Annotated in this window: 16 protein-coding genes; all 16 read left to right on the forward strand. The window is 44.5% G+C overall.

From position 1 onward, the window contains the following. Window positions 1–3 precede the first annotated feature (3 nt). The 16 genes from rfbD (at window position 4) to BO18_RS32170 (ending at window position 22,112) form a co-directional block, all read left to right on the forward strand. On the forward strand, window positions 4–918 hold the full coding sequence (gene rfbD / locus BO18_RS00390; RefSeq protein WP_034442245.1) for a dTDP-4-dehydrorhamnose reductase: 915 nt from the start codon (window positions 4–6) through the stop codon (window positions 916–918). Continuing rightward, on the forward strand, window positions 918–1,484 hold the full coding sequence (gene rfbC / locus BO18_RS00395; RefSeq protein ID WP_034442248.1) for a dTDP-4-dehydrorhamnose 3,5-epimerase: 567 nt from the start codon (window positions 918–920) through the stop codon (window positions 1,482–1,484). The genes rfbD and rfbC overlap by 1 nt, the downstream gene beginning before the upstream one ends. A 23-nt stretch (window positions 1,485–1,507) precedes the next feature. After that, on the forward strand, window positions 1,508–2,536 hold the full coding sequence (locus tag BO18_RS00400; RefSeq protein WP_034442251.1) for a hypothetical protein: 1,029 nt from the start codon (window positions 1,508–1,510) through the stop codon (window positions 2,534–2,536). 4 nt (window positions 2,537–2,540) lie between these two features. Further along, a complete protein-coding gene (gene rfbA / locus BO18_RS00405; protein ID WP_034442254.1) occupies window positions 2,541–3,425 on the forward strand; it encodes a glucose-1-phosphate thymidylyltransferase RfbA in 885 nt (294 codons plus the stop codon). Window positions 3,426–3,891: 466 nt separating this feature from the next. Continuing rightward, window positions 3,892–4,695, forward strand: coding sequence for a hypothetical protein (locus tag BO18_RS00410; RefSeq protein ID WP_034442257.1), 804 nt, complete (start codon window positions 3,892–3,894; stop codon window positions 4,693–4,695). An 85-nt stretch (window positions 4,696–4,780) separates the two neighbouring features. Beyond that, the gene (locus tag BO18_RS00415; protein WP_034442261.1) at window positions 4,781–7,264 is read left to right on the forward strand and encodes an MBL fold metallo-hydrolase; all 2,484 of its coding nucleotides are present in this window, start codon (window positions 4,781–4,783) and stop codon (window positions 7,262–7,264) included. A gap of 295 nt (window positions 7,265–7,559) precedes the next feature. Beyond that, a complete protein-coding gene (locus tag BO18_RS00420; RefSeq protein WP_034442264.1) occupies window positions 7,560–8,363 on the forward strand; it encodes a hypothetical protein in 804 nt (267 codons plus the stop codon). Between the two features lie 172 nt (window positions 8,364–8,535). Next, on the forward strand, window positions 8,536–10,287 hold the full coding sequence (locus tag BO18_RS00425; protein WP_185752298.1) for an MBL fold metallo-hydrolase: 1,752 nt from the start codon (window positions 8,536–8,538) through the stop codon (window positions 10,285–10,287). Window positions 10,288–10,772: 485 nt separating this feature from the next. Then, a complete protein-coding gene (locus BO18_RS00430) occupies window positions 10,773–12,536 on the forward strand; it encodes an NTP transferase domain-containing protein (protein WP_034442270.1) in 1,764 nt (587 codons plus the stop codon). Window positions 12,537–12,538: 2 nt separating this feature from the next. Continuing rightward, a complete protein-coding gene (locus BO18_RS00435; RefSeq protein WP_330379352.1) occupies window positions 12,539–13,264 on the forward strand; it encodes an NTP transferase domain-containing protein in 726 nt (241 codons plus the stop codon). Window positions 13,265–13,282: 18 nt separating this feature from the next. Then, complete coding sequence (locus tag BO18_RS00440) at window positions 13,283–14,872, forward strand: BCCT family transporter (protein WP_051688369.1); 1,590 nt, start codon at window positions 13,283–13,285, stop codon at window positions 14,870–14,872. A 142-nt stretch (window positions 14,873–15,014) separates the two neighbouring features. Next, window positions 15,015–16,895, forward strand: a complete 1,881-nt coding sequence (locus BO18_RS32150; protein WP_051688370.1) for a leucine-rich repeat protein — start codon at window positions 15,015–15,017, stop codon at window positions 16,893–16,895. Then, the gene (locus tag BO18_RS32155; protein WP_051688371.1) at window positions 16,888–17,940 is read left to right on the forward strand and encodes an N-acetylmuramoyl-L-alanine amidase family protein; all 1,053 of its coding nucleotides are present in this window, start codon (window positions 16,888–16,890) and stop codon (window positions 17,938–17,940) included. The genes BO18_RS32150 and BO18_RS32155 overlap by 8 nt, the downstream gene beginning before the upstream one ends. A gap of 46 nt (window positions 17,941–17,986) precedes the next feature. Next, window positions 17,987–18,976, forward strand: coding sequence for an N-acetylmuramoyl-L-alanine amidase family protein (locus BO18_RS32160; RefSeq protein WP_051688372.1), 990 nt, complete (start codon window positions 17,987–17,989; stop codon window positions 18,974–18,976). A gap of 58 nt (window positions 18,977–19,034) precedes the next feature. Then, on the forward strand, window positions 19,035–20,747 hold the full coding sequence (locus BO18_RS32165) for a leucine-rich repeat protein (RefSeq protein ID WP_051688373.1): 1,713 nt from the start codon (window positions 19,035–19,037) through the stop codon (window positions 20,745–20,747). A 309-nt stretch (window positions 20,748–21,056) separates the two neighbouring features. Then, window positions 21,057–22,112, forward strand: a complete 1,056-nt coding sequence (locus tag BO18_RS32170) for an N-acetylmuramoyl-L-alanine amidase family protein (protein ID WP_051688374.1) — start codon at window positions 21,057–21,059, stop codon at window positions 22,110–22,112. Window positions 22,113–22,118 lie beyond the last annotated feature (6 nt).

The raw sequence follows: 22,118 nt of genomic DNA on the forward strand, positions 1-22,118 counted from the left end.
AACATGAAGATTTTCGTTACAGGCGTATGCGGACAACTGGGACACGATGTCGTAAACAACGCAGTTGCAAGAGGAATAGAAGCAGTCGGATCAGATATCCAGCCCGTTTATTCAGGCGTTGCGGACGGCAGTGCGGTAACCGCGGCGCCTTATGTCCAGCTCGACATAACAGATAAAGATGCGGTAAAAGCCGCAATAGAAGAGATCAGGCCTGACGCAGTAATCCACTGCGCAGCCTGGACTGCCGTTGATGCAGCTGAAGATGAGGAGAACAGGGAAAAGGTCCACAAGATCAATGCTGAGGGAACCCGCTATATTGCGGAAGCTGCCAAAGAGATCGACTGCAAGATGCTCTATATCTCCACGGACTATGTTTTCGACGGGCAGGGCGAACGTCCCTGGGAGCCCGACGATAAGTGCTATGCTCCGCTCAACGTATACGGTCAGAGCAAACTCGACGGAGAACTTGCGGTATCAACGACTCTGGAAAAGTTTTTCATCGTCCGTATAGCCTGGGTTTTCGGTCTTAACGGCAAGAACTTCATAAAGACCATGATCAACGTCGGCAAGACTCACGACACGGTAAGAGTCGTAAACGACCAGATCGGCACGCCCACATACACGCTCGACCTTTCAAGGCTCCTTGTGGACATGATAGAGACAGACAAGTACGGTTACTATCACGCGACAAATGAGGGCGGCTACATCTCATGGTACGATTTCTGTGTTGAGTTCTATAAGCAGTACGGGCTTGCCACAAATGTAATCCCCGTGACTACTGCAGAGTATGGTCTGTCCAAGGCGGCAAGACCGTTCAATTCAAGACTCGATAAATCAAAGCTCGCTGAAAGCGGCTTCACACCTTTGCCGGACTGGAAAGACGCGGTAAAGAGATATTTGCAGGAGGCAGAACTATAATGGCATTCACATTCGAGAAAACAAAACTTCCGGGAGTAATAATCATCCAGCCCCAGGTCTTCGGCGACAGCAGGGGATACTTCATGGAGACATACAAGAAGGGCGATTATGCCGCTGCAGGCATCGACAAGGAGTTTGTCCAGGATAACGAGAGCTCTTCCACAAAGGGTGTTTTGAGAGGACTTCATTTCCAGAAGGACCACACGCAGGGCAAGCTCGTAAGAGTGACTCACGGTGAGGTCTTTGACGTCGCTGTCGACGTAAGACCGGGTTCCGAGACTTTCGGCCAGTGGGTTGGCGTAACGCTCAGTTCCGAGAAGAAGAACATGTTCTATATTCCTGAAGGTTTCGCGCACGGATTCCTCGTGCTTTCGGACACTGCGGAGTTCGTCTATAAGTGCACTGACGTATACGATCCGAAGTCAGAGGGCGGCATTCCTTGGAATGATGCGTCGATTAATGTAGAATGGCCGAAACTCGACTGTGAATACAAGACGAGCGAAAAAGACGAGAAGCACGAATCGTTCAAGGATCAGGATTTCTCCTGGGCTGCCAAGTGGCTCTGACGATCGTTTAGGAGTGGGAATAAATGAGGGTTATTTCTTGCACAAGTTATTACGGCACCGGATCTTCAGCCGTTACGAACTTCTTCTCGGAGTTCGATAACGTCTTTTCACTCGGTGAATACGAATACCGTTTCCTGCACGATCCTGACGGCATCGCGGATCTGGAATACAACGTAGTAGAGAATAACAACAGACATAACACGAGTGATGCGATAAAAAGATATATCAGGTTCGCAGCCACACAGAAGAAGCTTGGCTACGGCGGATACGACATCTTCGAAGACGAATTCGAAAAGGCAACTGAGGATTTCATCGATGACATAACCGAGCTTAAGGCAAAGACATGGTGGAACAAGGACCGTTTAGACCGCGGCCAGTTGTTCTGCTTTATCGACCGTGTCTATTCGTTCTTCAAGAGACTCTTTAAGAACGAGCTCAAGACAGAGATCCGATATTCGCTTCTTACAGACCGCGAACTTGCTTACTATTCCGCAGTTGACGAAGAAACCTTCCTCAAGGCCGTAAGAAAATACGTCGACAGGCTCCTTTCTTTCGCTAATAAGAATCAGCTTCCTTATGTCATGGTCGACCAGATGGTCCCGCCGACTAATACGAAGCGTTTCTTAAGATATTTCGACGACTGCAAGATAATCGCTACGGAAAGAGATCCCAGGGACATCTTCCTTCTCGAGAAATACGAGTGGAAGTGGGGCGTGCTTCCCGTCAAGGATGTAAAGGAATACGTCGAGTGGTTTAAGATAACGAGAAAGTACAGTCATCCTGTCGATGAAGACCACAGCAGGGTATTGAGGATCAATTTCGAGGACATGATCTACAAGTACGATGAGACCAAGCAGATACTTTGCGACTTTGCAGGAATAGATGCATCTCATCACGTAAATCCGAAGACGATCTTCGATCCTTCCAGATCGATCAAAAACACAAATCTCGTCAGCCGTTATCCGGGCTGCGAAGAAGACATCAGATACATAGAATCTGAACTGAAAGAATACTTATACGATTTTGACGCATTTGCAAAGAACGGAGGTTAATCAAATGAAGGGAATCATTTTGGCAGGCGGTTCAGGCACAAGACTCTATCCGCTCACGAAGGTAACATCCAAACAGCTCCTTCCAATCTACGACAAGCCCATGATCTACTATCCCTTGTCGACACTCATGCTGGCGGGGATAAAGGAGATCCTCATAATAAGCACACCCGTCGATACTCCCAGATTCGAAGCGCTCCTTGGCGACGGATCACAGTTCGGCATCTCGTTATCTTATAAGGTTCAGCCCAGTCCTGACGGACTTGCACAGGCTTTCACATTAGGCGAGGAGTTCCTTGCAGGCGAAGCAGGCGCAATGGTTTTGGGTGACAACATCTTCTACGGCAACGGCTTCAGGACTATGCTCAAGGCTGCTGTAAAGAATGCCGAAGAGGGCAGAGCTACAGTATTCGGCTACTATGTTCCCGATCCGGAGAGATTCGGTGTTGTTGAGTTCGATGAGAACGGCAAGGCTCTGAGTATTGAGGAAAAGCCCGCAGTTCCCAAGTCAAACTATGCTGTCACGGGCCTTTATTTCTATCCTGCAGGCGTAAGCGATATGGCAAAGCAGGTTAAGCCTTCTGCAAGAGGCGAATACGAGATTACGACACTTAACGACATGTATCTCAGTGACGGCCTTTTAGACGTCCAGCTCTTGGGCAGAGGATTCGCATGGCTCGACACCGGCACTATGCAGAGTCTTCTCCAGGCAGCAGAGTTTGTCGAGATGGTCCAGAACCGTCAGGGCATCACGATCAGTGCACCCGAAGAGATCGCATACATCAACGGCTTTATCGACAAGGACAAGCTAATGGAATCAGCAAAGGCATACGGCAAGAGCCCGTACGGCGAGCACCTCAGAGCGGTGGCTGAAGGTAAAGTTAAGTATTGATATAAACAGAACAAGTTATTGCAAAAGAGTTGCGGCATTGTCGCAACTCTTTTGTTAATAGACAGATATGAATAAAAATTCGGCAAAGATTCGGCTATGCCGCATTTTTGCAAAATTTTTATAAGTTGGTGCTCGAAAAATACGGCAAATGATTCGGCACGGCCTTATCTTTGCCGAATAAATGAAGGCAGATAGCACCTGCAGGCTTCTCCGTCAAGGCATCGGCTTCGCCTTGCCTCCGGCAGCCTTGACCGATCGCCTTTGCAGGTGCAGTTTTGTGGTCAAGAGTTGGGTTACCCCTACTCTCATCTTACGATGCATGTTGCAAGAAAATTGAGACTAGTCTCACGACCTTCGTATAGTCTCAATTTTCGGCCCTTTTTCTTCATCTTGAGCAAATAGTCCACACAAACAATAATCAGGTTCGTATAATGGTGTTCACACTAACAGAAGGGGGAAGAACGGTATGAAAGAGATTGTATTCCCGATGAAAGTGCATGCTGTTAAATTGGAATATAGAAGACTAAGACTTGAAAATATGATGAGAGGAAACTTCAGGACGGTTAATGGAGTTAAATGTGTTGTAGTAACTTACGATCCTGAAAAACCAAAGATAAGTGTTAGACACCCGAGAATAATACATGTTGACACAAGACTTGGTAAACAACTTTCAGAAGCAGTTAATTCTTACCTGAAGATAAAGAAAGAATATGATGATCTTCGACACAGCTGGAATTCCAGATACAACTTTGCTCCTCCTAGAGTAAACTTCCCTATAGTACAGTTTTCAGATCCTCATAAAATGAATAATGCATATTTTCAAAGTCAGCAGGACAAATGTGGATCCTATGTTCCAAAGACCCCGACGGTCAGTGAACATGGTGATCTGAAATCGAAGAATGAACAGATGACTGCTGACTTGTTGAAGTATTTGGGTATTCCGTTTAAATACGAGACTGAGTTATTTCTTACGTCGATTGAGGAAACTATCGATCCTGATTATCTCGTAAATTTCTATGAGATCGACAGATGTTCTTATGTCGAGATATTGGGGATGAGTGAGAAGATTGATTATTCGATAAAGACCGCAACCAAGATAATCGGGTTCTCTAAAGATCGATACAGACCAGGCCGGGAAGTAATATATATTATCTTATATGATAAACAAAACTTCGATGCTGATTACGTCATAAGTCAGATATTGTCTGCGTTTGATGACATGATCCCTGACAATGCACTGATCTGGGAAAACACATCACAGGCTGTTTGAGCGGCAGACTTTTCAGGCTTGTTTGTAGCGTACAGGTTTCTTATAATATCAATGTTAAAATTACTTTGAGAGATGAGGTGGCTGTATGTTAAAGTTCGTTGCAATTTTATTCGCTCTTCTGATTCCGATCAGTAATATGTTTTCTCTTCATGTTCCTGAAGTAGTCAAAGACAATGACGATTATGAAACTCCGGAGATCGGTGAAACAGCCAATGGAGATTTAAGGATCCATTATCTTAAACTGAATGATAAGGATACATATAATTGTGATGCAATTGTTATTGAGAGTAACGGACATTATGGTCTGGTAGATGCAGCTTGGGATGATAAAAAGCCTGAAGGAGAATCCGGAATTGCCGTAAGAAATTATCTTTCTGCATTAGGTGTCAAACATCTTGATTTTGTTATTGCTACTCATTCTCATTCTGATCACATCGGCGGAATGCCTTTGATCGTTAATGATCCTAATGGCAATAAGATAGTTGATGAAAAAACCGTGTATTTTTATAAAGAATATAAAACCATTCCGATGGAAGAAATAGTCGAAAAAGAATGGAATAAAGATTCGGATTGGGATAACAAAGCGTATTTTGACAAAGCCATGGCTGCAATGGGAACTAAAGGTGCCAATGCGCATCTTGTTGATGTCAGTTCCACTACTTCAGACGATTTGAAGAAAATAGTAGATTTAGAGAACAATGATATTAAAAGTATTGAATTTCATAAGGCTGACTCAAATAATGAAATTAAAGATTATATTAGTTTCAAATTCGGTTCGGCTGATATCTCCCTTTTCAATCTGTATTACCCTTCCGGGATTGATGAGAATGCAAATTCTATAGTTACTTATTTAGAAACAAATAATAATGGAACAGTTCTTTTAGCTGACCTGGATGCCTGCTATGATATTGAGAATAAGATAGGAAAAGTTATTAAAGATATATATAAAGACAAATTAAAGGCTGTTAAGATAGCACATCACGGTTTATCTAATGCAACAAGCAAGAGGTTGATCGATACTCTGGAACCGGATTATGCTGTAATTCAGGGTGTTAATTTTCTTGCGGCAGTATACCCTGAGCATTCTGCCGCATTCTGTTTATATCTTGAGAAATTGGGAAAGACAGTCTACTATACCCAGGATTCTAAGGGTAAAGCGATTGTTGAAGTAGTAAACAGTAAAGGCATATCGTTTGTTGATGCCAAACTCAATGGGAATAAGTTATCTTTTAATGATGCTGCTTCACCAATGGAGATCAAGAAAAAGCCAAATTGTTTTGTCTCCTGGGTTGATGCTCTAGACCTTTTTGCTCCTGATAACAGATTGAATAGTTATTACTATGTATATTTAGATCAGAATGGACAATTAGCGACAGGTTGGCATCAATGGCACGGAAAATGGTATTACATGGGACAAGACTATCTCATGGTTACTTCCTGGAATAAGATTAACGGCAAATGGTATTACTTTAAGCCGAAGGGAGACATGGCAGCTAAAGAATATTGCGACGGTTATTGGCTTGATTCAAACGGTGCATGGACTTATGAAGCAAGAGCCAGTTGGAAGCAAGATTCGTATGGCTGGTCTTATCAGGATACAACAGGATGGTATGCTAAGTCAGAAATCTTGAAAATCGATGACAAGCAATATTATTTTAATGAAGATGGATATAGAGTAACTGGCTGGCAGGAAATCGATGGAAAATGGCATTATTTCTATGCCGATGGAACTATGGCATTAGAAGAAAATGTTGATGGTTATACGATAGAAGAATATGTTGATGGTTATAAGCTTGATTCAGACGGAATTTGGACTGATACTGTAAGATCCAGATGGAAGCAGAATGATACCGGATGGTGGTATGAGGATTCTGCAGGTAAGTATCCAAAGAATGAATTCTGCAACATAGATAATAATCGTTATTATTTTAACGAAAACGGTTATATGGTTACCGGTTGGAAAAAGGTTGATAATAACTGGTATTTCTTCAAGAAAGATGGAACTATGGCTTCCGAAGAATTCTGTGAAGGTTATTGGGTAGATCCTAATGGCAGATTGACTTACAAACCTATATCGAAATGGGAAAGCAATAGCAAAGGCAGTTATTATATAAATCAGATAGGCTGGTATCCTAAGAATCAGGTCTTGTGGATCGATGGTAATCTTTATCATTTTTCGGCTTCCGGATATGTAGATTCAGGATGGAAACAGGTAGATGGAAATTGGTACTACTTCGAATCTGATGGAAAAGCAGTAACTGGTTGGAAGAAAATCAGTGAAAAATGGTATTACTTCTCTGAAGATTGTGTTATGAACACTGGATGGATTAAGTCAAAAGGTAGTACTTATTTCTTGAAATCTGACGGCTCCATGGCTTCCAAAGAGTATTGCAACGGATACTGGCTCAACAGTGACGGTACATGGACCTATACAGCAAAAGCAAGCTGGAAGCAGGATTCGAATGGATGGTACTATCAGGATACTACTGGCTGGTATGCAAAGAACCAGACGCTTAAGATAGACGGCAAGGATTATACATTCGATAAAGCCGGATATTTAGTTGAATAATTAATTGAGGCCTGAGTTATGGTAACGACTCAGGCCTCTTGCTTTATGGTGAGTAATACCATTATCACGGTTTCCTTATCAATCATTAAATAATCAGATGCCCCATCTCAAGATGAGAGTTGGGTTACCCTAACTCTCATCTTACGATGTATGTTGCAAGAAAATTGAGACTAGTCTCACGACCTTCGTATAGTCTCAATTTTCCGCCCTTTTTCTTCATCTTGAGCAAATAGTCCACACAAACAATAATCAGGTTCGTATAATGAAATCCCAATCTTAGGAAAGGAGTATTTACATGAAAGATATTGTTTTTCCTATGAAGGTTCATGCAGTAAAACTTGAATATAGAAGACTTAAACTTCAGGAACTGCCTCATGGGTATTTCTGTGTAAAGAAAGGAACAAATAAGGTCGTCATTACTTATGATCCTGATGAGGAAAGGTACACATCCAGACGTCCACGAATACTAAGTGTTTCTTCTAAGCGCGGACAGAAGTATGTAGATGGCATTAACAGTTATTTAAAACTCAAAGCTGAATATGACATGCTTCTGCAAGAATGGAACTCCAAATATAAATTTGCTCCGCCTAAAGTAAACTTTCCTATAGTACAGTTCTTTGATCCGCATAAAATGAATAATGCATATTTTCAAAGCCGTCAGGACAAATGCGGATCCTATGTTCCAAAGACACCGACAGTCAGTGAACATGGTGATCTGAAGTCGAAGAATGAACAGATGGCTGCTGACTTGTTGAAGTATATGGGTATTCCGTTTAAATACGAGACTGAGTTATATCTTACGTCGATTGAGGAAACTATAGATCCGGATTATCTCGTAAACTTCTATGAGATCGACAGATGTTCTTATGTTGAGATACTTGGGATGACCGAGAAGATCGATTATTCGATAAAGACCGCAACCAAGATACTCGGGTTCTCTAAAGAACGATACAGACCTGGCCGTGAAGTAATATATATAATCCTATATGATAAACAGAACTTCGATGCTGATTACTTCATAAGTCAGATATTGTCTGCGTTTGATGATATGATCCCTGATAGTGCATTGATCTGGGACAGCGAATCGCAGGCTGTGTGAGCTGTGCTTGTAATGGCAATCGGATATGTGGTTGCTTGTTGAAAGTCAATTCCTTATAATTTTGTTATTAAATTTATTTGAGTGTTGAGGTAATTATATGCTTAAGTTCGTTGCACTCTTGCTTACTGTTTTAATCCCTCTCGGCAATATCTTTACGATGGGTGTTCCCGGGATGCTGAAGGATAAAGATGACTATGAAACTCCGGAGATCGGCGGAAAGACCACCGCGACGGATGACAGGATCCATTATATAAAACTGTATGATGATGAATATACAAAAAATTGCGATGCAATCGTTATCGAGAGTAACGGCCATTTCGGTTTGGTCGATGCCGCATGGGATAAGGAATCTGCTCATGGAAGTGAATCCGGAGAAGGAGTAAAACAATATCTGTTGGATTTGGGTGTCAAACACCTGGATTTTGTAATCGCAACTCATTCCCATTCTGATCATATCGGTGGAATGCCTAAAATTGCAGATTATGAGGATGGTTACAAAATAGTAGATGAAAACACAGTGTATTTTTACAAACCGTATGTACCCAATCCAGTTGAAGACGAAATGGAAGGTTGGAATAACGGAGATTATTTTACTGCTGCTTTTGATGCTATGTTAGCTGCTAGAGCTCAGATGGTTAATGTCGATTCCGGATCTTCAAACGTTTTGGAGAATTTGAACAGTTACTTTAAGAATTCAACCAATAATATTATAAGGAACTTTAATTTAGACGCATCAACTTCTAATAAGGATCAGCACAGATTGTCTTTCGATTTCGGTGATTTTAAAATGGAACTGTTCAATCTGCATTATCAATCGATCTATAATGAGAACTCAAATTCTATAGTAACTTATTTGGAAAAGAATGGTCAGGGAACGATATTGCTAGGTGATATCGGTGTTGTTAATGATGCAGAATGCAGGATCGGAAAAGTTATTAAAGATTTACACAATAATATACAAGTTATTAAAGTCGGACATCACGGTTCCGCAAATTCTACCAGTAGGAGACTGCTTGATTTATTAGAGCCTAAATATCTTGTAATAACAGCTGCTAGTTTTGACACCAAGAAGTATCCCAATAATTGTGATGCACCCTTTTGTATTTATATGAAAGAGAAAAAGGCTTCGGTTTTTTATACCAAATTTATGAACGGAAAAGCGGTTGTTCAGGTAATGGAAGATAAAATTTCATTTGTTGATGCGAAGCAGGATGCAAATGGAAAAATGACTTTCACTGACGAAGCGGCTCCTCTAAGTCTTGATAGCGGTCGTAATGGTTGGGCAAAATGGGTAACTGATCAAGACGAAAAAGATGAGAATAAAGTGGAGATTGATTGGTATTTTATTAATTCTAAGGGCGAATTTGTATATGGATGGTATAAGGTAAAAGGAAAATGGTACTACCTGGGTGAAGACGGTATTATGGTTACCGGTTGGAAGAAGATTGATGGTAAATGGTATTACTTCAAAGAAAAAGACGGTGATATGGTAACCGGTTGGAAAGAGATTAAAGATAAATGGTATTACTTCAATGAAAGCGGTGATATGGTAACCGGTTGGAAAGAGATTAAAGGTAAATGGTATTACTTCAAAGAAGACGGTGATATGGTAACCGGTTGGAAAGCGATTAAAGGTAAATGGTATTACTTCAATGAAAACGGTGATATGGTAACCGGTTGGAAAGAAATAAAAGGTGAATGGTATTACTTAAAACCGGATGGTTCCATGGCAGCCCGTGAATACTGTGAAGGATACTGGCTCAATGCAGACGGTACATGGACATATCCTCATAAGGGTACCTGGAGAAAGACAAATGGTCAGTGGTGGTTCGGAGACGATTCCGGCTGGTATGCAAAGAATGAGACGGTGAGGATAGATGGTAAGGATTATGCATTTGATAAAAAAGGATATTTAGTAGAATAATTAGTAGGGGCCTGAGTTATTGAACAACTCAGGCCTCTTACATTTAGTGTTCATGTAAGAATTATATATTTAATTCAATAATATAATTACTAACTCATCGTAAGATGAGAGTTGGGGCAACCCAACTCATGACCACAAAACTGCACCTGAAAAGGCGATCAGTCAAGGCTGCCGAAGGCAAGGCAGAGCCGGTGCCTTGACGGAGAGCCTGCAGGTGCAATCTGGCTTTGTTTTATTCGGCAATAATGCGGCTGTGCCGATATGTTTGCCGTATTTTTCGAGCTATAAATTGGAAAAATCTTGCAAAAATGCGGTATAGCCGAATCTTTGCCGAATTATCTCTTCTTAATTGTGACGTGTACCCGTTTGATTTTGTCAAATTTCATGCTTGACAGTATTTACATTTAGTGTTTTTATATGTGCAGGTCTGAAAAGACCTAATTTTTTGTTAGTGGCGTTCACGAAAACGGAAAGGGGTGATGTTTATGAACATACAGGAAGCAGATGTTTTGCGAACATTGTTCAAAAAGCCTTTCGTAAACCAGCGTGTATTGTCTGATGTTACAGGACATTCACTCGGTGTCATAAACAGATCGATCAAGAACCTCACGGCTGAGGGCTATTTAGATAATAATGTAAGATTAACAAAGAAGGCTGAAGCTGAGATCTTCGACAGATCTCCCAAGAATGCCATCATCCTTGCTGCCGGATTCGGTATGCGTATGGTTCCCATTAACCTTTCGACACCTAAGGGGTTACTCGAGGTAAACGGCGAGAAGCTCATCGAGCGTCTTATCAGACAGCTTCATGAGGCAGGGATAAAGGATATCACCGTAGTCGTCGGATTCATGAAGGAAAGCTTCGAATACCTTATCGATGATTTCGGCGTAGATCTCGTTATAAACAGAGATTATGCTGCCAGGAACAATCTTCATACACTGAACCTTGTTGCTGACAGGATCCATAACACATACATTGTTCCCAGCGATCTTTGGTGCAGGGATAATCCGTTTGACAGTGTTGAGCTCTATTCCTGGTATATGGTAAGCGACCTTATCGAGGAAGAAAGCAGCGTAAGAGTCAACAGGAAGATGGAGCTCGTTTCCGTTGGAAAGAAGGAAGAGGGCAACCAGATGGTCGGTATCTCTTATCTTCTCGAACCTGAGTCAGGCATCGTAAGAGAAGGCCTCAAGACTATCGATGACGAGGATCACGCTGATGATTTCTGGGAAACTACTCTCATCAAGAAGGATCGCATGATCGTTCAGTCCAGAGTCGTAAGCTGCGAAGAAGTGATCGAGATCAACACATATGAGCAGCTCAGGGATTTCGATTCAAATTCCAATCATCTCAAGTCCGATGCTATAAGCGTTATCACTGAGATCTTCGGATGCAAAGAGAAAGATATCGTTGATATCAATGTGCTTAAGAAGGGCATGACAAACAGGTCATTCCTGTTCACCGTTAAGGGCAATAAGTACATAATGAGAATACCGGGTGAGGGCACGGACCAGCTCATCAACCGCAAGCAGGAGGCTGAGGTTTTTGCCAAGATCTCCGGACTGGGTCTTTGCGACGATCCGGTATATATCAATCCCGAGAACGGATATAAGATCACGAAGTTCCTCGATAACGTACGCGTATGCGACTGTGAGAATGACGACGATCTCAAGCTCTGCATGGCAAAGCTCCGTGAGTTCCACGAGATGAACATTCAGGTGTCGCACACATTCGACATCTTCGGTCAGATGGATTTCTATGAATCTTTGTGGGAAGGAACACCTTCAGTTTTCCACGATTACGAGGAGACAAAGAAGCACGTTCTTTCATTAAGGGAATTCGTTGACGGCCTGGATAAGGATTGGTGCCTTACTCATATAGATGCTGTGCCGGATAATTTCCTTTTCTATACACCTGAAGGTGAAACGGAAGAAAAGCTCCAGCTTACTGACTGGGAATATTCCGGTATGCAGGATCCGCATGTCGACATCGCGATGTTTTGCATATACAGCCTTTACAGCAAGCAGCAGTGCGATCACCTGATCGACATCTATTTCGATAACAAGTGCGACAACACCACAAGAGCAAAGATATACTGCTACATCTCGATGTGCGGTTTCTTATGGTCGAACTGGTGTGAGTTCAAGCGCAAGCTCGGCGTGGAGTTTGGCGAATACAGCCTCCGCCAGTACAGATTTGCGAAGGATTACTACAGGTTCGCAAAAGAACTCATTGAGGGGGAGGCCTGAAGGTGTCAGAAGTAACGCATACAGTAAGACGCGCCGTAATAATGGCAGCCGGTATGGGCAACAGGATGCACCCCCTGACGCTTACCACGCCCAAGCCGCTCGTAAAGGTGAACGGTATCCGCATGATCGATTCGGTTGTTAACGGTCTTAAGGCCAACGGCATCAACGAGATATATGTGGTCGTAGGTTATCTCAAGGAGCAGTTCTACGACTGGGCAAAGGATAAGGATGGCGTAACGGTCATCGAGAATCCTTATTTCGATACATGCAACAACATCAGTTCTTTATATGCCGCCAGAGAGCATTTAGAGGACAGCATCATATTGGACGGCGACCAGATAATCAACAAGACAAAGATCCTGGATCCTCATTTCACGCTTTCCGGATACAACGCTATCTGGTGTGAAGGGGAGACCGATGAATGGCTGATGCAGGTCGAAGACGGGATCGTCAAGTCGTGCTCAAGAACAGGAGGATCGCACGGATGGCAGCTCTTCAGCGTTTCGAGATGGAGCAGTGAAGACGGCCGCACGCTGAAAGAACTTCTGGAACTGGAGTTCGAGAAGAATCAAAGAAAAGATGTTTACTGGGACGATATCCCGATGTTCCTTCATCCTGACAGGTTCAAGCTTGGAATAAGGATAATGAACAGCGAGGACATCATGGAAATAGACAGTTTGGAAGAACTGCAGAAGATCGATTCAAATTATTTGAAAATAAATAATTGAAATTAAAGGAGTGTTGTTATGGCAACTAACGACGTAAGTAAGACGGTAAGTAAAAGGAAGATAGACCCTTTTACAACATTTGTGCCTTTCGGGTGCATCCTGATTCTCTGTGCGTACTTTATCCTCGCACCTGAGAATTCGACTGCTGCTCTCGAGGTGATCAGAAGCTTCCTCGGCGATAAGTGCGGTGTTTATTACCTCATTATCGGTCTGGGATTCTTCCTCGTTTCTTTATGGCTTTCTTTCTCCAAGATCGGAAACATCACGATCGGTAAGCCCGGTGAGAAGCCGAAGTACGGTTTCTTCTCATGGGGTGCGATGGTGTTCACATGCGGTCTTGCATCAGATATCCTTTTCTATTCGTTCTGCGAATGGATCTACTACTATGAAGAGGCTCACGTTATCGGTTTGGGCGACATCAACGAGTGGGCTCCCACATATCCTCTTTATCACTGGTCACTGATCCCGTGGAGCTTCTATGCTGTTCTCGCAGCTGCTTTCGGTTTCATGCTCCACGTTAGAGGCTGCCACAAGCAGAAGTATTCAGAGTCCTGCAGACCTTTGCTCGGCAAGCACACTGACGGTCCTTTGGGCAAGGTCATCGACATCCTTGCAGTTATCGCTCTCATTGCAGGTACTGCTACCACATTCTCCATCGCCACACCTCTGCTCTCAAGCGTTCTTACAGACCTCTTCGGTCTTGCCGCTTCAAAGTATGTTTCCATCGGCATCCTCGTTGTCGTATGCGGTATCTACACAACATCAGTAATGAACGGTCTTAAGGGCGTAAACATGCTCTCCAAGATCTGCATGATCCTCTTCGGTTTCCTCCTCGCTTTCGTATTCATCCTCGGCGGTGAGGCTAGGTTCTCCATTGAGACAGGTGTTACTTCTCTCGGTAACATGACACAGAACTTCTTCACGCTCTCCACATGGACAGACGCAACAAGAACCGAAGCAGGCTTTGCACAGAACTGGACGATCTTCTACTGGGCATACTGGATGGTATGGTGCGTTGCAGCTCCTTTCTTTATGGGCATGATCTCAAGAGGCAGAACGATCAAGCAGGTCATCATGGGATCTTACATCTTCGGTACGGCAAGCACGCTCATCTCGTTCATCGTACTCGGAAACTTCGGCCTCGGCATGAAGGTACACGGCAAGTTCGATGCAGTTGCACAGTATCACGCTAACGGCGACGACCTCTATCAGACGATCATCGACATCATCCACCAGCTGCCTTTGGCTCCCGTATTCCTCGTTGTTCTCGCTCTCGCAATGTTCGCTTTCTATGCAACATCTTTCGACAGCATCACGATGGTAGCTTCCAACTACAGCTACAAGAACATCGAAGGTGACGAGATGGCAAGCAAGAAGATGAAGCTCTTCTGGGCAATCCTCCTCATCATGCTTCCTATCGCTCTCATCTTCTCCGAAGGTACTATGGCTAACCTCCAGACGGTATCCATCATCGCAGCATTCCCGATCGGAATCGTAATGATCCTCATCGTCGGAAGCTTTATCAAGGATGCCAAGCACTACCTTGCTGAAGGTAAAGTCGTAGACACAGAGTCACCCAAGCCTGCCAAGGCAAAGAAGAAAAAATAAGTCGTTACTGACAACCCCAAAATAAACAGCATGCCGTTCCTTTCCGGAGCGGCATGTTGTTTTGCGTTAGTTTTATGTTCCTTGTAAGTGAAGGTTTGAAAAGATATTATTTAAGTATGTTTTCGAAAGGGGGATATGGGATATGCGCAAGACGGGAAGACTTTTCTGTGTTGTTTTGGCAGCCGTTTTGATGATGGGGTTATTTATGTTTCCCGTATCAGCGGACAGCGCGTGTGACAGCGGTGAAAATGCCAATTTCAAATGGTATCTTTATTCTGACGGATCCCTGACAATAAAATGCAAGAGCGGATACATTTATCTGTCTGATTGCGGTGAAGAAGTGCTGGCGAATGCGACCGGCGTTACGTTTGATGTTTCAGAACTTGATTGCACGACGCAGTATCTGTATTTCTATGGTTACGGGAGCAACATATCAGGAGTTACCATCTTTACCGGCGAAAACGATTATCTTATCGGATTATATTTTTACGGTTTCCCTGAACTTAATGAGTCCGGACTTGCGATCCCGAGGGACGTACATTACCAGTCCATAGGATTCACTCAAGTGGGTCTGGGTTCATTTAAATATCTTAAGTATATGGATATTACGCGAATCCATTTGAGTGAATGCAACAACATGGAGAAACTGGAGATTCCTTCATCTGCGGAAGATGTTTCCATAGAGTCGTGTGACAACCTGGAAGAGATAGTTTTTGCAGGCGGACTTAACAGCCTTGAATTAAACGGGATGGAAAAGCTTAATGTTGAGTTCCCGGATAACATCAAGGAGATACGCTGGTACAACTGTCCTGCTGAAGAACTGACGCTTCCTGCGGAATGTAAGGTCCAGATCAGCAGCGGAAGCGGACTTAAGAAAGTGACTGTTGCATCCGGAAGAACAGGGATCAACGAGAGTATGTTCAGCTCCTGCAGTAAGCTCTCGGAAGTCGTTCTGCCGGATACTGTAACGAGCATCGGCAATTTCGCGTTTTTCTTATGCTCTGACCTGAAAGAACTGGACATCCCCGATTCCGTTACTGAGATCGGCCAGGGCGCGTTTTCAATGACGGGACTTGAGTCTTTTAAGATCCCTTCAGGCATCACGGTCATCAACGGCCAGACTTTCGAAAGCTGCGGAAGTCTGAAGAACGTCACCATACCTTCGGGTGTGACGGAAATATTCGAAACGGCTTTCAACGGGTGCGGCGCTCTGAAGGATGTGTATTTCGAAGGCACTGAAGTACAGTGGAACAGGATAAAGGTCGTGCGCTTCGGCAGAGGTGAGATCGTTGAATCCAATAAGACACTGAAGGATGTTTTCGGTGATGCCGAGATCCATTTCGCGAAACAGACAGGCTGGGTACAGGACGGAGACAAACGTTACTACTGCGGTGATGACGGCGATCCTGTGAAAGGCTGGCTTGAGATAGATAACGTCTGGTATTACTTTGGCAGCGATGGAGCCATGTCTGTTGACTGGCAGAAGATCGGCGGCAGATGGTATTACTTCGACGGCGAAGGCGCAATGGTTACAGGCTGGAAGCAGATCAGCGGAAAGTGGTATTACTTCGAAACTTCAGGTTCGATGGCTGCAGGCTGGAAGCAGCTTGAGGGCAAGTGGTATTTCTTCAAGGCTTCGGGCGAGATGGCAACCGGCTGGCAGCAGACAGGCGGTAAATGGTATTACTTCAACATCAGCGGTTATATGGTAACTGGCTGGAGCCAGATAGGCGGCAAGTGGTATTTCTTTGAAACATCCGGCGCGATGGCTATTGGCTGGAAACAGGTTGGTAATGTTTGGTATTACTTCAAGCAGTCAGGCGAGATGGCAACCGGCTGGCAGTCCATAGGCGGAAAATGGTATTATTTCGGGCAGTCAGGTAAGATGGCTACTGGATGGCTGCAGCAGGGAAGCAAATGGTATTACCTTAAGTCTTCCGGTGAGATGGCTACCGGTACCGTGACTATCGACGGCAGGAAAAATGAATTCGACAGTTCAGGAGTGTGGAAGGGATATGTTTGATATGAAAAAGATCAAGGCTGTTTTTGCCGCTGCGGTAATGACGGCCGCACTTATCGGCGGACAGGTGTCAGCCACGATGATGAGTCCGTATGGCAAAGTGGATTTTGATGCTGCGGCACCCATAGCTTTTGACGATCCGAGACAGATAACTCTGAGTTCTTCGGATAATCTGGTCGATCTCTATGTGTTTGTTCCGAACGCAACAGGCAAGTACAAAATGTCCGTCACACAGACCGGCGGCACCGGTAAACCTGCAGTTCAGCTCTTCGGTTCCGATCAGGTGGTGATACCGAACTTCGATTACCGTACCGGAATGTTTAATGCCGAAAAGGGAAAGAAGTATTACATTTCCGCCTGGACCGTAGAGGATTATACTTCGTGCGAATATACACTCTCCATAATCAAGTTTGAGGGCGAGGGAAATCCTTATACACCCACATGGATGCAGAAAGACGGTTATTGGTATTACCGTAATGAGAATGCTGAGTTCATGACTGGCTGGACGGAGTACCGCGGCGGCTGGTTCTGGTTTGACGAACAGGGACGCATGATGAAAGGCTGGCAGGAGATCGGCGGTAATTGGTATTACCTGAATCCCGATAACGGCGCCATGTTCTCGGGCTGGCAGAAGATCGGCGGAAAGTGGTATTACTTAAAGTCTTCGGGTGTCATGGTCACAGGCTGGCAGCAGTTAGGGAATAAGTGGTATTTCTTCAACACCAGCGGCGACATGGTCACGGGATGGAAGCAGATAAGCAAGAAATGGTACTACTTCAAGTCTTCAGGCGAGATGTTGACCGGCTGGCAGCAGATAAGCGGGAAGTGGTATTACTTCAAGACATCAGGCGAGATGCTTACAGGCTGGCAGTCCATAGGCGGAAAGTGGTATTACTTTGAATCTTCAGGTGCCATGAAGACCGGATGGCTTCCGCTCTCGGGCAAGTGGTACTACCTTGATACAAACGGTGCGATGGTTACGGGTTCGAAAAAGATAAACGGCAAGACTTACAGATTCGGTACGAACGGCGTCTGCCAGAATCCGTGATCTGTATATAGTAAAATCAGACTAAATCATTAAGGGGGATATTTTTATGAAAAAGTTAACTGCTCTTTTAGTTGCTGCAGTAATGTCGGTGGCAATGATCGGCGGACAGGTATCCGCAACACATGTGGATCCGTATAACAGCGAATTGGACTATGCGAATCTGGCTGAACCGGTGCTTTATGATCAGCAGGTCCACGTTTTGATCTGTGAAGGCGAAAAAGCGCAGGACCTTTATAAATTTGTTCCGAAGGCGACAGGCTTATATTACATTGTCTATGATATGCTCGGTTACCAGGGCTATGATACCGGAGTAATGGTGTTAGATGAAAATTTTTCTATGGTTCACCGCATAAATGATTATTATGATCTGACCGAAGGCAAAGTCTATTATTTCAGTGCCGGAAACGACGATGATTCTGCATGCGAGTTCTATTTCAAGATCGGCCGCTATTCCGGTGACGGAAATCCTTACAAGTCCACCTGGCGTTTGATCGACGGATACTGGCATTACTGCAACGACCAGGGTGTCAACGTGGCCAGCAGCTGGGAGCAGTACAGGGGCGGCTGGTATTATTTCGATGACAAGGGCCGCATGATGACCGGCTGGCAGCTCATCTCGGGCAAGTGGTATTACTTAAATCCCGACAACGGTGCCATGTTCTCGGATTGGCAGAAGATCGGCGGCAAATGGTATTACTTCAATAAGAGCGGTGTAATGCAGAACGGCTGGCAGAAGATCGGAAACAAGTGGTATTTCTTCAACAATTCGGGTGCCATGGTCACGGGCTGGCAGCAGATAAGTAAGAAGTGGTATTACTTCAAGACCTCAGGCGAGATGGTAACAGATTGGCAGTCTATCGGAGGCAAATGGTACTATTTCGAGACATCAGGTGCCATGAAGACCGGCTGGCTCAAGCTATCCGGCAAGTGGTATTACCTGAAGGCATCCGGCGAGATGGCAACCGGTACCGTTACTATCGACGGAAGAAAGAATGTCTTCGATAATAACGGTGTATGGAAAGGTTATGCGACCTGATACGGTTTGCCGGCACGACCTGGTTCGAGTCAGTTTATAAAGCGGTTAGGGGGCTTGTATGAGTTCAAAGTTGAAAATGTTGGTCTCGTTAATATCTGTGGTGTTTATCCTTTCGGCATTTCCCGTCGTTGTGTCAGCTGACCGCGCGGTCGCGGATTCGGGATCGACGACGTATTACGACTGGACCCTTTATGAAGACGGAGAGCTTTTCGTGAACGCGAAATATGAAAACGTCGAACTTAAAAATGTCGGCGAAGACAATCTGAAAGCAGCGAAAAAACTGACGGTCGATATTTCCGGATTGTTAGAGAACAAAATCAACTCGCTCTATCTGAGTGATTGCGAAAGCAATATAGAATCAATTCAGATTACCGGCGGAGAAAACTGCGAATTTGATACTTTGAGCATCAGAAAATTCGAGAAGAATGATTCACTAACGCTTCCTAAGGGTATGAAGCTTACACAGCTTGAGTTGCGTTGTATGCCGGTTAATTCACTGGATTTCCTCGCTGATGTCGATCTGACATGGTTAAATTATACAGGTTCTGAAAACTATATTTCTGACGGCATTACAGGCATTATTGCTCCCGCAGATCTTCAATATTTCACCTGGTCGATAGACAAGAACCTTAAGGAGGTCACCATTGAGTCTCCGTCAACAGAATTCATTTTCTATTACTGTTGGGCACTTACAGATGTCAATATGCCGGACGGAGTAACAAAATTGAAGGATTTTTCTTTTATGGGCTGCTATTCACTTGAGTCGATCACTATCCCGGATTCAGTCGTTGAGATCGGTGAATCGGCATTCCAGGATTGTACAGAACTTGAAAAACTCGATCTTCCTTCCAGCCTTCAGACTCTCGGAAAGAAGGCATTTATGAACTGCCGGAGTGTGACTGATATGTCGATTCCGGAAAGTCTCGTTTCCGTATATGAAGACACGTTCCAGTGGATGCATAGCCTGAAGGATGTTTACTATTCAGGTTCTGAAGAACAGTGGAAGCAGATAAAGGTTTTGGACAGTTCGACAGATGAGCCTACGGACAAGACTCTGAGTGATATTTTCGGGAATGCCACGATTCATTTTAACTATAAGACCGGCTGGGTCCAGGAATCGGGTATCTGGTATTACTACGATAACGGCACCGCGTTCACCGGCTGGCAGCAGATAGACGGCGTATGGTATTACTTCGGTTCTACAGGTGCGATGACCACAGGCTGGCTGCAGGTCGGCGGCAAGTGGTATTATTTCGCATCCAACGGATCGATGGCCACGGGCTGGAAGCAGATCGGCGGCGTCTGGTATTACTTCAAGACGTCAGGAGAGATGGCAACCGGCTGGCAGTCCGTAGGCGGCAAGTGGTACTATTTCGCGTCCAACGGAGCGATGGTCACAGGCTGGAAGCAGATCTCCGGCGTTTGGTATTATTTCGAAACTTCAGGCGCGATGGTAACCGGATGGAAGCAGATCTCTGGCATTTGGTATTATTTTGAAACTTCAGGCGCGATGGTAACCGGCTGGAAACAGATCGGCGGCGTATACTATTTCTTCAAGTCAAACGGTGCGATGGCTGCTAACGAATACTGCGGCGGTTACCGTCTCGATGCGGACGGCAAGTGGACTTACAAATACAAAGCAACCTGGAGGAAGGATTCCAAGGGTTGGTGGTATGGTGACTCGAACGGCTGGTATGCAAAGAACGAGACCTGGAAGATCGACGGGAAGAACTACAACTTCGATAAGTCGGGTTACTGCACAAATCCTTAACAGCAACAGACATGTGCTTGTCAGAGTACGGAAAATAGCCGAAAACCGTACTCAAATTTACACTTTCGCATATATGTGCACTCCAGAGTACGGTTTTTCGGAAAAAAATCGTACTCTAACGTGCACCGAAGTGCGGATTTTCTGAAAATAACGTGCTCTAACGTGTACTCCGAAGTGCGGATTTTCTGAAAATAACGTGCTCTAACGTGTACATATAAATATCAGCCGGCTGTTTATCTGCGGTGCCTGTTTGCTATTCGCTACCAAGGTATAGTAAGATTTACCCATTAAATAAAAGGGGATTTCGAAATGAACAAGTTCAAGGCATTATTCGCGGCAGCGCTCATGACGGTGGCGGCAATCGGCGGGCAGGTGTCAGCCAAGATGATCGATCCTGATGACCCGGATTTAATGATATATGACTTCGATGAGGAGTTGCACAGCAATCAGATCATTAGTGTATCGCTCAAGGAAGGCGAGCGTCTGTGCGATACTTACACATTCACGGCAGAGTATACCGGAACATACTATCTTCAGATATACCAGACGGGTGGAACGGGAAAAGCTTCTGTTCATGTCCAGGATAATTATTTCCACTCGCTTAAGGTAATGGAGAATTTAAACGACTCGATCGAGCTCGAAGCGGGGAAACTCTATATTGTTACCGGTTTTACCGATCAGTATAAATCCTGCGACTTTAAGTTCAGGTTCGTAAATTATAAGAGCGATGACAATCCGTTTGTTTCGGGATGGAAGGAGATCGACGGAAACTGGTATTTCCACGATGATAACGGTGAGTTCGTTAAGAACGGCTGGGTGCAGTTCAGGGGCGGCTGGTATCATTTCGACAGCGAGGGACGCATGCAGAAGCGCTGGCTTGAGCTCTCCGGCAACTGGTATTATTTATATCCCGACAACGGCGCCATGATCACAGGCTGGGAAAAGATCGGCGGGAAGTGGTATTTCTTTAACAGCAGCGGCATTATGCAGAAAGGCTGGCAGAAGATCGCAAACAAGTGGTACTACTTCAACACCAAGGGCGACATGGTCACGGGCTGGAAGCAGCTCGGCAATAAATGGTATTACTTCAATACTGACGGCAGTATGGTCACGGGCTGGAAGCAGATAAGCAATAAGTGGTATTACTTTAAGTCATCAGGCGAGATGGTGACCGGGTGGTTCCAGACAGGCGGCAAGTGGTATTACTTTGAGTCTTCAGGTGCCATGAAGACCGGATGGCTTAAGCAGGGAAATGACTGGTATTACTTAAAGCCTTCCGGCGAGATGGCCACCGGAAAGGTAAAGATCGACGGAAAGATGAACCTGTTTTCCGATTCAGGTGTCTGGAAGGGATATATCAGTTAATCTTGT

The sequence above is a fragment of the Butyrivibrio sp. AE2032 genome (assembly GCF_000702965.1).